At 69.5% G+C, this 13,007-nt stretch carries 10 protein-coding genes; 6 read left to right on the top strand and 4 right to left on the bottom strand.

The features are described 5' to 3' along the window. Positions 1-11: 11 nt before the first annotated feature. Together ABZX86_RS01245 and ABZX86_RS01240 are read left to right on the top strand one after the other, a co-directional pair. Positions 12-434 carry a hypothetical protein gene (locus tag ABZX86_RS01245; protein ID WP_355118834.1) on the top strand — a complete coding sequence of 141 codons (423 nt, stop codon included), beginning with the start codon at positions 12-14 and terminating at the stop codon, positions 432-434. Between the two features lie 91 nt (positions 435-525). Next, positions 526-780, top strand: coding sequence for a WhiB family transcriptional regulator (locus ABZX86_RS01240; protein WP_327146693.1), 255 nt, complete (start codon positions 526-528; stop codon positions 778-780). Between the two features lie 33 nt (positions 781-813). Here the strand turns inward: ABZX86_RS01240 and ABZX86_RS01235 are convergent, their stop codons facing one another. The 3 genes from ABZX86_RS01235 to ABZX86_RS01225 all read right to left on the bottom strand — a co-directional run bounded on the left by ABZX86_RS01235 (position 814) and on the right by ABZX86_RS01225 (position 2,752). Continuing rightward, entirely contained in the window at positions 814-1,554 is a 741-nt protein-coding gene (locus tag ABZX86_RS01235; RefSeq protein WP_355118833.1) for a VOC family protein, read from the bottom strand. 81 nt (positions 1,555-1,635) lie between these two features. Next, positions 1,636-1,941: an MGMT family protein gene (locus tag ABZX86_RS01230; RefSeq protein ID WP_355118831.1), complete on the bottom strand. Its 306-nt coding sequence runs from the start codon at positions 1,939-1,941 to the stop codon at positions 1,636-1,638. Positions 1,942-1,966: 25 nt separating this feature from the next. After that, positions 1,967-2,752, bottom strand: coding sequence for an alpha/beta fold hydrolase (locus tag ABZX86_RS01225; RefSeq protein WP_355118829.1), 786 nt, complete (start codon positions 2,750-2,752; stop codon positions 1,967-1,969). A gap of 143 nt (positions 2,753-2,895) precedes the next feature. Here ABZX86_RS01225 and ABZX86_RS01220 point away from each other — a divergent pair, with 143 nt between their 5' ends. From ABZX86_RS01220 to nudC, 4 genes are all read left to right on the top strand, one after another. After that, positions 2,896-6,687: an ATP-dependent DNA helicase gene (locus ABZX86_RS01220; RefSeq protein WP_355119784.1), complete on the top strand. Its 3,792-nt coding sequence runs from the start codon at positions 2,896-2,898 to the stop codon at positions 6,685-6,687. Then, positions 6,684-10,541 carry an ATP-dependent DNA helicase gene (locus tag ABZX86_RS01215; RefSeq protein ID WP_355118827.1) on the top strand — a complete coding sequence of 1,286 codons (3,858 nt, stop codon included), beginning with the start codon at positions 6,684-6,686 and terminating at the stop codon, positions 10,539-10,541. The genes ABZX86_RS01220 and ABZX86_RS01215 overlap by 4 nt, the downstream gene beginning before the upstream one ends. A 91-nt stretch (positions 10,542-10,632) precedes the next feature. Further along, a complete protein-coding gene (locus ABZX86_RS01210) occupies positions 10,633-11,700 on the top strand; it encodes a potassium channel family protein (protein WP_355118825.1) in 1,068 nt (355 codons plus the stop codon). A 46-nt stretch (positions 11,701-11,746) separates the two neighbouring features. Beyond that, on the top strand, positions 11,747-12,655 hold the full coding sequence (gene nudC / locus ABZX86_RS01205; protein WP_355118823.1) for an NAD(+) diphosphatase: 909 nt from the start codon (positions 11,747-11,749) through the stop codon (positions 12,653-12,655). A gap of 57 nt (positions 12,656-12,712) precedes the next feature. On the opposite strand, the gene ABZX86_RS01200 is transcribed toward nudC, so the two are convergent. Next, on the bottom strand, positions 12,713-12,964 hold the full coding sequence (locus ABZX86_RS01200; RefSeq protein WP_355118821.1) for a mycoredoxin: 252 nt from the start codon (positions 12,962-12,964) through the stop codon (positions 12,713-12,715). Positions 12,965-13,007: the final 43 nt, after the last annotated feature.

Raw genomic sequence — 13,007 nt, 5'->3', positions numbered from 1 at the left:
GGAGGAAAATAATGTTCGACGTCACTACTGCCGCTCGCCGCGACTTCCGGACCGATCATGGGGCGGTACTTCGCGATTCGCTCGAGGGTTTGCTGCTGCACGACGGAGTGGGCCTGGATGCTCGTATGCGCCATGCCATTACCGCGGTCGTTCATCTTGCCGTCGACGCACCCCTCGGAGTGCCGGAGGACGCCGAGGAATTTCTGGCCCGGTTGGACGGCACCTGGCTCTTCGCCGCCTGGAACGATTCCGATACCGAATTGTCACTGCTCAATACGCTCTCGCTCGGCGACGCCCCGGCGCTTTCGTGGTGCGAACTCATGTTCACCACGGCCCTCGCGCCCTGGTCGTCGGCGCCGGCCGCGGTGCACGCGCGCCGCATCTTCCTCACCGGTGAGCAGGCCCGCCTGGCCGCGGTCAGCGGCGACTGCTGACCCGTCAGTTTTCGGGTCTTGTGTATTCAGAATCAATCCGTTTATGAAGAGGGTGAACGACGTGAAAATGCTTTTCACCAATTTCGATGCGATGTTCGAAACCATCACGCACCGCGACGAATCCGAACCGGGGTCCTGGCATCAGCAGGCCCTGTGCACTCAGACCGATCCGGAGGCGTTCTTTCCGGACAAGGGCGGTTCCACACGCGAGGCCAAACGAGTCTGCTCATCCTGTGAGGTGCGGCGCGAATGCCTGGATTATGCGCTGACGCATGATCAGCGTTTCGGCATCTGGGGCGGAATGTCGCCGCGGGAACGGCGCCGGTACGAACGCGGGGCGGCCTGATACCGCGCAGTGGGTATCAGCGGGGGACCGTAATCAGCCGGATGCTGCTTGCAGCAGACAGAATTCGTTGGTTTCCGGATCCGCCAGCACCACCGCCGGTGCATTGGCCGGGGGAGATTCGGGACTGATCGGAAACGCGCCCGCGGCTTGTAGTCGGGCGGCTTCTTCCACGGGGTCATCGCTGGGGAAAGCGATGAGATCCAGATGAAGGCGACTGCGCTCGCCGAGCGCTTCGGGTGTGCGGAGGAATTCCAGCCACGGACCCTGACCCGTGGCCGAACGGATTCCCGCATAGCGGGCACTGTCGTGCGTGACGGGCCAGCCCGCGGCCTTCGACCAGAACTGTGCCAGGCGCAGCGGATTCTCGGTATCCACCACGATCGCCGCCACCGAACCGGTATCCACATAGTGCTCACGCGGCTCGAGCACGCAGAATTCATTGCCTTCCGGATCGGCCAGCACCGCCCACGGCACCGCGCCCTGCCCGATATCGATCCGGCGCGCACCCAGGGATAGCGCCCGATCCACCTGTACGCGTTGATGATCCAGCGATCGGCTGGACAGGTCCAGGTGGATGCGGTTCTTCGCCGCCTTGGACCGGCGGGCGGGGAGGAAGGTCAGCGCCACATCCAGCCCGTCCGGGTCGGATGCGGCGACATCGACCCCGTCGGGACGATCGAGTGCCACCTCCCAGCCCAGCAGTTCGGCCCAGAAGCGGGAGACGCTCCTGGGCTCGACGGCATCGAACACCACGCAGGCCAGACGGGTGGACATGGTTTCCACGGTAGCCGCCGCCCGGGGTGCCGCGTACCGGGTTTCGCGGAACCGAATCCGCCTGTCGGCCCAGGTCGGCGGTCAGTCCGGCGAGTCGAAATGAAACCGGGCGCGCCGCAGGTCCACCCGATCGCCGAGAACCGGGCAGCCCTCCGCGGCGAGTTGACCCAATTGCCGGTGCGCCAAATGTGGTGCGGGCGTGCCATTTGCGCGCAATACCCGATGCCACGGCAGATCCGCGGAATCGGTGCGCATGATCCAGCCGACGGTGCGGGGCGTGGACAGACCCGCGGCGGCGGCGATATCGCCGTAGGTGGCGACCCGGCCGGGCGGAATGGCCGCCACCAGCTCACGGACTCGCTCGACTTCGGCATCGGAGGTGGGCATGGGCGGGCTCCTCGGGGGTGGCGTTTCAGAGCACGGCGCGGACGAGACCGGCGGTGTCGGCGGGCAGTTCCTGCGCCACCATGTGGTCGCAGTCGAATTCGTGCACGGTCAGCCGGTCGCCCAGCTGCGCCGTGAGCGCCGCGCGGAAGGCCGGGGTCACGAAGGGCGGCTGCACCTTCATCGCCTGCACCAGGATCGTGCGCAGCTCCGGCGGCGGCAGCACAAAATCGCGGGCCAGCTGACCCCAGTACGAAATGATCGCGGGCAGGGTCGTGCGCCAGGCCAGCCGGCCGTCCGCGGTGGGCACCAGATGCTCGGCCAGCTCGGCCTCGAGCACCCGCGGGTCCACATCCGCCCAGGCGGTCTCCAGCTTGTCGAACCGGGCGTTGTCCAGGCTCGCGTAATCCGGGTGCGCCAGATTGGAATCCGCGATCCGCAGCATGAGCTCCGGGGCCAGGCCGATCGCCGGATCCAGCAGGACCAGCGCGCGCACCAGTTCGGGATGCCGATGCGCCAGATGCACGGCGGCCGCCGCGCCGAACGAATGCCCGAGCACCACCACCGGTTCGCTGGTCCGTGCCGCCAGCGCCGCCACCAGGTCCGCGACGATCGTTTCGAAATCCCACGGCGGCACGCCGGTCGACCTCCCGTGTCCCCGCAGATCCGGCGCAATAATCCGCACATCGGGCAGCTGCTGCTCAGCCAGCGCCTGCCAGCGTTTACCGTGCCCGGTCAAGCCGTGCAGCGCCAGCACAACCGGGCCGGTCGAAGGACCGAAATGATGAATATGAAGATCGGGCACCCCGACCATTCTGCTGCCTCGCCGGCGCGGGGCTCCACCCGCCGGCGGACCGCGCCGCAGCTCCGCAGCGGGCGTGCCCGCTGTGACCGGCGGCACGGCCAACACATGGCAAACGGAACGTGTCGGGGCGGTCTGTTGAAATAGCCGACGTGATGCGATCGGATAGCTCGGTGCAATTGGTGCGCCGTGCCGAGGCAGCCTCCCACCTCCGGGAGTGGGATGCCGCCCTCCGGCCGCTGTTCGACGACCCCGGCATCGATCCCGGCTGGCGGCCGTGGCAGGTGCTCGGCGGTCCGGGCGCGGGCAAGACCGCACTCCTGGTCGATATCGCGGCCGAACGCATTCTGGCCGGGGCGGATCCGGAATCGGTGCTGGTGCTCACCTATTCGAAACGGGCCGCCACCGCGGTGCGCAATGCCATTACTGTCCGAATTGCCGAGGCCGATCCATTGCTGGGTGGGGTACCAGGTGCCTCTCGCGGCCCATTGGTGCGCACCCTGCACTCCTATGCCTTCGGTCTCCTGCGCACCGTGTCGGCCACTCACGGCAATCCGCCTCCACGCCTGCTTACCGGTTCCGAGCAGGACATTGTCATTCGGGAAATGTTGCGCGGCGAACTCGCCGACGAGGCGCCGGACTGGCCGGAGCGCTTGCATCCCGCACTGCCGGCCGCTGGATTCGCTGAGCAGTTGCGGGATCTCATGCTGCGCGCCACCGAACGTGGACTCGGGCCCGAGGACCTCATCCGGCTCGGCCATCAGCACGGGCATCCGGAATGGATCGCCGCCGGGCGGTTCCACGAACGCTACGAGCAGATCATGCTGCTGCGCTGGTCGGTCGGCATGGACGTACCGGAGGCCAGCGCGCCCGCCCTCGATGCCGCCGAACTCGTCGGCGCGGCCCTCGACGCCCTGCTGATCGACGCCGAACTGCTGGCCGTCGAGCGCGATCGGCTGCGCACCGTCCTCGTCGACGATGCCCAGCACCTGGATCCCCTTGCGGCCCAACTCGTTCGAGCCATCGGCAGCGGTGCGGCCACCACGGTGATCGCCGCCGACCCCGACCAGTCCGTCTTCACCTTCCGCGGCGCCGACGCCCGCTTCGCCGCGGACCCCGACGCCCCCGCCGACCGCCGAATCATCCTGCGCCACAACCACCGATCCGCCACCAGCATCCAGGAGGTCGTCTCCCGCATCACCTCCCGCCTCCCGGGCGCCGGCCGCCACCGCATCCGCCCCGGAGCCCGGGACGCCGCGGATTTCCTGCGCGATGTCGCCCCACCGGATACCGACGCATCGAACGGTCAGGTCGGCGCGACGGTTCAGGCAGACCGGGCGGGTGTGATCGCGCCACTCGGCCGGGACGGCACGGCCGAGTGGGATGTGCGGTCCGATGACGAGATCCTCTGGGACGATGCGCCATTCGAGGGTGAGGCGCGCGTGCAGGTGCTCACCACCCCGGCCAAGGAGGCCGCCCTCATCGCCGACCACCTCCGCCGCGCCCACCTCACCCACGGCGTCCCCTGGTCGAATATGGCCGTCATCGTCCGCTCGGTCCCGCTGTCCCTGGCCCCCCTGCGCCGCGCCCTGCTGGCCGCCGGTGTGCCCGTCCGTCAGCCCCCTGCCGACGTCCCGCTCGCCCGCCGCCGCGGCGCCGCCTGGGCCCTGCTCGCCCTGCGCGCCGTCACCGCCGGCGACCCCACCCGCGTCCGCCACCCCCGCCCCATCCCCTTCACCGCCGACGACGCCCTCGACCTCCTCGCCGGCCCCCTCGGCGGCGCCGACCAGATCAGCCTGCGCCGCCTCCGTCGCGGCATCCGCCGCACCGTCCTCGAACTCGGCTACCCCGACCGCGCGCCGGAGGATCGTGACGGCGACGAGCCCACCCGATCCGCTGATTACCTTGCGAGCAAGCGCTATACGACCATGGATTCGAAGGTAGCGGACGCCACCGACAGCGACGGCTCGTCCTCGGTGAGCGCACCGAACGACTCGGTGGCGGCCACCGGCTCGCCCGCCGGTGACGGCGGCTCCGGTCGCATCGAACCTGCCGCGGACTCCGGTGCCGCCGTGCCAACGCCGGTCGCCACTACAGCGGGAGGCGAGGCGCGCAGCAGTACCGGCCGTTCCGCCGCGGATCTCGACGGCGATGGTGCGGGTGCTGATCGCTTCGCGGATCTGGATCGGTCGTCGGCCGAGATTCTGCGAGATCTGTTGGTGGGGGCGGGGAATCGGGTGCTGCTCGAGCGGCTCACCGAGGTGGAGGCCGCACCGTTGCGGCGGGTGCTGAAGGCGCTGGGGCGGGCGCGGACGGTGCGCGGGGACGGGGGCGGGCTGGAGGACACGCTGTGGGGGTTGTGGACCGGGTCGTCCCTGGAGCGGCGCTGGGTCGGGCAGTCCGAGCGCGGGGGAGCGGTCGGTCTGCAGGCCGACCGCGATCTCGATGCGGTCGTCGGGTTGTTCGAGGCGGCCGCGGCGTATGTGGACCGGCTGCCGCATGCCACGATCGAGGGTTTTGTGGAATACCTGGAGCAGCAGGTGATTCCGCAGGACAATGCGCCGCATACCGATCCGGGCGAAGCGGTGACCATCTGCAGTGCGCACGCCGCCGCGGGCCGGGAGTGGGATACCGTCACCGTCGCCGCGGTGCAGGAGGGCATCTGGCCCAATCTGCGCCCGCGCGGCACCCTGCTCGGTGTCGAGGATCTGGTGGATCTGCTTGCCGGAGTGGGGGATACGGGCGAGAAGGTGAGCCGCGCCGCCCCACTGCTCGCCGAGGAGCGGCGACTGCTGCTGGTGGCGTGCAGCCGGGCGCGCCGTTCCCTGCTGGTGACGGCGGTCGAATCCGTCACCGGCGACCAGGATCTGGTGCCCTCCCGCTTCCTCGCCGAACTCGACGCCGATGCGGCCGACGGGCAACCCGGCCGCATCCCGCCGCCGGTCGATCCCGGCCGCGCCCTCGCCATGCATACACTGATCGCCGAATTGCGCAGTGCCGCATGTGATCCCGAGACCACCCCGGAGCGCCGCTCCCGTGCCGCCCGCCAGCTGGCCAGGCTGGCCCGGACCGGGGTACGCGGTGCGCACCCGGACGACTGGTACGGCACCGCCGAACTCTCCTCCGAAAGTCCGCTCTGGAACAGCGAGGACGGTTCGGTCGCGCTCTCGCCCTCCACGGTGGAGCAGCTCAAGACCTGCCCGCTGCGCTGGGCGCTGGAACGCCACGGCGGCAGCGACGGCGAGAATCCGCACGCCCTCAAGGGCAATCTTGTGCACACGCTGGTGCAGGCGCTCGCCGGTCAGGTCACCGAGGCCCAGGTCAAAGTCGCGCTGGTCAAGGCCTGGAAAAAGGTCGATCCCACCGCGCGCGACGGCGAGAACTGGTACTCCCGAGCCGAATTGCGCCGCACCGAAACCATGGTCGACACCTTCCTGGCCTGGCTGCGCAATACTCGCGACGAACTCACCTCCATCGGCGTCGAGGTGCCGGTGGACTGCATCCTGCCCGCCCGCACACCCGGCGAACTCCCGGTGCGGATCAGCGGGCGCATGGACCGCCTCGAACGAGATGCCATGGGCCGCTTCGTCATCGTCGATGTGAAGACCGGCAAGACGCCGATCACCAAGCAGGCGGCCGAGGAACACGCGCAGCTGGCCACCTATCAGGTCGCGGCGGCCGCGGGCGCACTCGGCGACGGCGAACCCGGCGGCGCTCGCCTGGTCTACGTGGCCAAATCCAGCGCCCGGGACGGTGCGGCCACCGAACGCATGCAGCCCGCCCTCGACGACGGCGGAATCGAGCTGTGGCGCGGCGTGATCCACGATGCCGCGGCTTCCTCGACCGGTCCCAGCTATCTGGCCATGCGCAATGAGGGCTGCCGCCACTGCAAGGTCGCGGGCAGCTGCCCGGTCCAGGACACCGGACGCCAGGTGACCGACGAGTGAGCATCACTGCTCGTCAACTCGCCGATGCGCTGGGCCTGCCGCCCCCCACCGACGAACAGGCCGCGGTCATCGAGGCCCCGACCGGACCGACCCTGGTGGTCGCCGGTGCGGGTGCGGGAAAAACCGAGACCATGGCGGCGCGGGTGGTCTGGATGGTCGCCAACGGCCTGGTCGAACCCGAACAGGTACTGGGCCTCACCTTCACCCGAAAAGCCGCCCAGCAGTTGACAACTCGTATCCGCACCCGGCTGTCCCGATTGGCGGGCGCACCGCTGCTGCGCGATATCGACCCCACCGGCCGGCTGCGCGGTCTGCTCACCGGCTCCGAACCGGAGATCAGCACCTATCACTCCTACGCGGGCCGCCTGCTCACCGAGTACGGCCTGCTGCTGCCCGTCGAACCCACCGCCACCCTGCTCACCCAGACCCAACTCTGGCAGCTGGCCTATCGCGTCGTCTCCACCTGGGACGGCGACCTCGAGACCGACCGCAGCCCCGTCTCGGTCACCGAAGCGGTGCTGGCCCTCTCCGGTCAACTCGCCGAACATCTGGTGGAACCCCGCCAATTGGCCACCGCCCATGTGGAATTGGAGCGGCGGATCTACACGCTCCCCGCTGGCCCACGCCAGAAGGGCGGCCCCAAGAAGACTCTCACCGATCTCGTCGACACCCAGCACGAACGCGTCTCCCTGCTCCCGCTGGTCGAGCGTCTCGCGGAGGAACTGCGCCGCCGCGGCGCCTTGGACTTCGGCGCCCAAATGTCCCTCGCCGCACGGCTCGCCGCCCTGCACGCCGAGGTCAGCGTCGCCGAACGCACCCGCTTCCGCCTCGTCCTCCTCGACGAATACCAGGACACGGGTCACTCCCAGCGCATCCTGCTGTCCGCCCTCTTCGGCGGCGTGCACACCGCACCTCCTGCCGACTCCGAGGGCGAGGCAATACGCGAGCAGCGATCGGCGTCAGCCGGGGACCAAGCGGCGCAGTCGAATCGAGCTGCCGCTGACGAAGCCGCGGTTCCCCCGCGCGCGGGAGGGGTGGCGGGTGAGGCGTTCGCCGGACAACGCACCGAAGTCCAGCCGGGACCACTCGCGGTGACGGCCGTCGGCGACCCTATGCAGTCGATCTACGGCTGGCGTGGCGCGTCGGCGGCCAATCTGCCGCGCTTCGCTACCGACTTCCCCAGTGCGCCAGGGGTTCCCGCGCCGATCCTGCCGCTCATGACCAGCTGGCGAAATCCGCCGGAGGCATTGGATCTGGCGAATCTGGTGGCGGATCCATTGCGAATCGCGGCGGCCGCGGGCGGTGGTGTCACCGTGGACGCGCTGCGGCCGCGACCGGGCGCGACGCCGGGGCTGGTGGCTCTGGCGCTCACGGATACCGTTGCGGATGAACGGGTTTGGGTGGCCGAGCGGATCAAGGCCGAATGGGAGGCGGCGGCGGACGCCGGATCGGAACCGCCCACCTCGGCGGTGCTGGTGCGGCGCAATGCCGATGCCGCACCGCTGGCGGAAGCCCTGCGCGAGCAGGGTCTGCCGGTGGAGATCGTCGGCCTGGGCGGGCTGCTGCACACCCCCGAGGTCGCGGATATCGTTGCGACACTGCGCCTGATCGCCGATCCCGCCGCCGGTGGCGCGGCCATGCGCATTCTCACCGGTGCCCGCTGGCGCATCGGCGTCGCCGATATCGCCGCACTGTCCCGCCGCGCCCGCGAACTCTCCATTCGCCGACCGCCCGGCCAATCGGCGGATATCACCGATACGGCCGGGCTGGACGCGGCCCTGCGGGAAGTCGCCCCGGAGCCCGCCGAACGCGCGGGACTCGGCGATGCCATCGCCGATCCCGGTGCGGCAGAACAGTATTCGGCGACCGGCTATGCGCGCATCGCGGTGCTCGGCCAAGAGCTCGGCGCGCTGCGTGAGCGCGGCGGACAACCCCTCGCCGAATTGGTCGCCGACGTGGAGCGCACCATCGGCGTCGGCGTGGAGACCCAGGCCCGGCGCGCCGTCGCCGCGGCCGGGCGCGAACATCTCGACGCCTTCGCCGATGTGGTCGCCGGATACTCCGCCGATCACCGCTCCTCCCTCAGCGGTCTGCTCGACTTCCTCTCCGCCGCAGAGGAAGTCGAGAACGGTCTGGAGCCCGGCGAAGTCGAGGTGGCGCACGATCGGGTGCAGGTGCTCACCGTGCACGCCGCCAAGGGCCTGGAGTGGGAGGTGGTGGCCGTCCCGCACGTGGTGGACGGCACCTTCCCCTCGGGCACCGGCACCACCACCTGGATGGGCGCACTCGCCGAACTCCCCACCCACCTGCGCGGTGACCGGCAATCGGAGGGCGCGGGCGATGGCGTCCCCGTCCTGAGCCTCGACGATATCTACGATCGCGCCGATCTGGAACGCGCTCTCGAATCGCACAAGAAGGCCCTCGGCCGCCGCCGCCTGGACGAAGACCGCCGCCTCTTCTACGTGGCCCTCACCCGCACGGAGCGCGCGCTCTTCGTCTCGGCCCACCACTGGGCGGAGACGGGCGCAAAACCCAAGGGCCCCTCCGACTTCCTGCTGGAACTGAAGCAGGCCACCGAAGTCCCCGGCTCCGCGCTCTCCCGAGGTGTGCGCATCGACCGCTGGGACGATCCGCCCCTGCCCGATACCGCCAACCCCTTCACCGATAACCCGCTCACCGCCTCCTGGCCCCGCGACCCGCTCGGCGCCCGCCGGGAATCGGTGGAAGAGGGTGCGGCACTGGTCAAGACGGCCCTCACCGCGCTGCACGTCGAATCCCGGCCCGAGCAGATCGAATTCGACTTCGGGCTGACCGAATCCGATGAGTTCGACAATGCAGCCGAACTCGACAGCGTCACAGCGGATTCGGACGACGACCTCGACGACCCCGAGGGCTGGGCCTCGGATGTCGATGCCCTGATCGCCGAGCACCTGGCCGCCGATCAGGCGATCCGCGAGGTCGAACTCCCCGGCCAACTCGCCGCCACCTCTCTGGTGGACCTGCGCGCCGATCCCGCGAAACTCGCTGCCCGCCTGCGCCGTCCGCTGCCGTACCCGCCGAGTCCGTTCACCCGCCGCGGCACCGCCTTCCACGCCTGGCTGCAACGCTGGTTCGGTGCGGGCCGGTTGCTCGGCTTCGACGAACTGCCGGGTGCGGCCGATACCTCCGACAATGACGCCGAACTCGTCCGCCTGCAGGAGGCCTTCCTCGCCTCCGAGTGGGCCGACCGCAATCCGGTCGAGGTCGAGGTCTCCTTCGAAACCTCACTGGCCGGCACCGTGATTCGCGGCCGCATGGATGCCGTCTTCCGGCAGCCCGACGACACCTGGATCGTCGTCGACTGGAAGACCGGCGGCGAACCCACTGCCGCCGAGGAGGATTCGGTCGCCATCCAGCTCGCCGTCTACCGCCTCGCCTGGGCCCGCCTCGAGGCCGCCCGCACCGGCGCCCCCGAAGCCGACGTACTCGCCCGCACCACCGCCGCGTTCCACTATGTCCGCACCCTCCGCACCATCGCCCCCGAGCACCTCGCGGGCCCCGAGGAGCTCGCGAATCTCATTACCACCGCGGCTCCGAGGCGCGTTGTCGCCGAACCTGAGCCCGCCGCGAAACCGCGCAGCGCACCCGGCCGCCGCGGCGCCGACTCGGAGGCGCTCCCGCACGTGGACGTCGATTCGCTTCGACGCCAGCCGGATTCGTCGCGGCCCCCCGATCCGGAACCGCCGCCGGAGGAGAACTTCCCGCCGGAATTCCCGTTCGAGGCGAGCACCCCCGCACGCCCGCAGGTCGAATCCCCGCCCGACTTCGAGCCCCCGCCGGATCCGGAATCCCTGCCCCCGGACCTGATTCGGTAGTCGCGACGCGCCCGCGACCGACACACCGTTGTGGACGGCAGGCAGGTACGCTCCGGACCTGTGCCGCAGGAAGACGTCCCCGAAATGGCTGGTGATTCGCGTGTTCGGTGATTCTTCGAGGGGTTTGGCGCATCTCACCGACCGCCCGGATTTCGCGCTGGTCGGCATTCTGCGAGTCCCGACCGCGCAGGCCAGCCCCTGGCAGGCGTTGGTGCGCCGACTGGGTATGGCGGTGCTGCTGCTGGCCGTCGCCACCGCGGTGGTGTACTTCGGCCGCGACGGCTATCACGACAATGCCCGCGAGCGCATGTCGCTGCTGGACTCCGCCTACTACGCGACGGTCACGCTGTCGACCACCGGCTACGGCGACATCACACCGGTCACCCCCACCGCGCGGCTCATCAATATTCTCGTGGTCACCCCGCTGCGGATCCTCTTCCTCATCGTTCTGGTCGGCACCACGCTGGCCGTACTCACCGAACGATCCCGGCAGGCTTTCAAGATTCAGCGATGGAGGCACAGCGTGCGTAATCACACCGTGGTCGTCGGCTACGGCACCAAGGGCCGCACCGCGATCGACGCCATGCTCGGCGACGGCGTGCAGGCCTCCAATATCGTGGTCGTCGATACCGATCCCGTGGTGCTCGAGGCCGCCGCCAATGCCGGACTGGTGACGGTGCTCGGCTCGGCCACCAGGTCCGATGTACTGCACCTGGCGGGCGTCGCGCGTGCGTCCGCGGTGGTGGTCGCGGCCAATCGCGACGACACCGCCGTGCTGGTGACTCTCACCGCCCGCGAGATCAACCCCAAGGCGCGCATCTCCGCCGCCGTCCGCGAGGCCGAGAACACCCATCTGCTGCGGCAATCCGGCGCCGACTCGGTGGTGGTCTCCTCCGAGACCGCGGGCCGGCTGCTCGGCATCGCGACCACCACCCCGAGCGTTGTGGAGATGATTGAGGACCTGCTCACCCCCGAAGCCGGTTTCGCCATCTCCGAGCGAGAGGTCGATCCCGAGGAGATCGGCGGTTCACCCCGCCACCTCCGCGATATCGTCCTCGGCGTGGTCCGGGCGGGCGTCCTCATCCGTGTCGGCGATCCGGAAACCGATGCCCTCGAAACCGGCGACAAACTCCTCTACCTGCGCCGCGTCCAATCCTGAGCGCCCCGAACCAGTTCCGGGTACGGCGAAGGGCAAGATAGACACCGTGCCTGAGTTCCAGCTGAATGCGGTCCCGATTCTTTCCCGTACCACTCTCGATCGGGCGGAACACCTTCGCGCCGATGAGCAAGCACTGAAAGAGGGCTGGCCGCAGGCCAAGCTGCTACGGATGAACAAACGCGGCCAGGTCCGCGTCGAGGGCAATACGGTCGTGCTGGAATCGACCACCACCCTCGCCGCCGAACCGGCCCCCGACGCCGTCTTCCTGGGTGTGGACGGCGACCTGCACCTGTGGGCGGTGCGCGACAACACCATCGAGGGCTCGCTCTCGGACCTGCGCGCGTACGGCGCCACCCTGGAGCTCGACGATTTCGGCACCGGCCTGCTCTCCACCGCCATCGCCCTGCTGAACTGGCATGACAAGGCGCACTTCAGCGCCGGCGACGGCACCCCCACCACGATCACCAATGGCGGCTGGTCGCGCACCAGTGAATCCGGCCACGAAGAGTTCCCGCGCATCGACCCGGCCATCATCTGCCTCATTCACGACGGCGCCGACCGCGTCCTGCTCGGCCGTCAGCACACCTGGCCCGAGGGCCTGTTCTCGCTGCTGGCCGGTTTCGTGGAGGCCGGTGAATCGCTGGAACGCTGTGTCGAGCGCGAACTGCGCGAGGAGGTCGGCGTCGACGTCCGCGATATCACCTATCTGGGCAGCCAGCCCTGGCCGTTCCCGCGCTCGCTCATGCTCGGCTTTTCCGCCGTCGCCGATCCGGAGCAGCCGGTGACCTTCCACGACGGCGAGATCGTCGAGGCGCACTGGTTCACCCGCGCCGAGGTCCGCGAGGCGCTCGCGGCCGGCGCCTGGGGCGGCGCGAAGACCGATGCCCGCCTGCTGCTGCCGGGCTCGATCTCCATTGCCCGCACCATCGTCGAATCCTGGGCTGCCGCAGGCTGATCCGGGACGAGAAGAAGCCGCACACCCCTCGGATGTGCGGCTCTTTTTCGCTGCGGCTCAGCTGATGCCGGCGAGGGCCTGCTTGACCTGCTTGAGGCTGGGGTTGGTGGCGGTCGAACCATCGCTGTACTTGATGGTCGGCACCACGTGGTTCCCATTGTTGACGCTGCCCACGAACTCGGCGGCAGCCGGATTCTCTTCGATATCGATCACCGTATAGGTGATGCCGGCCTCGTCGAGCTGGGTCCGGAGGCGTCGGCAGTAGCCACACCAGGTGGTCGAGTACATGGTCAGGTCCGTTGCAGTCACGGACTGTGCAACACGTCCCCCGGTGATCGTGTTCCCTCGGCCC

The sequence above is a fragment of the Nocardia sp. NPDC006630 genome (genome assembly GCF_040611495.1).
GTDB lineage: Bacteria > Actinomycetota > Actinomycetes > Mycobacteriales > Mycobacteriaceae > Nocardia.
The sequence above is the reverse complement of the archived record's forward strand: the minus strand, read 5'-3'. Positions and strand labels throughout refer to the sequence as shown.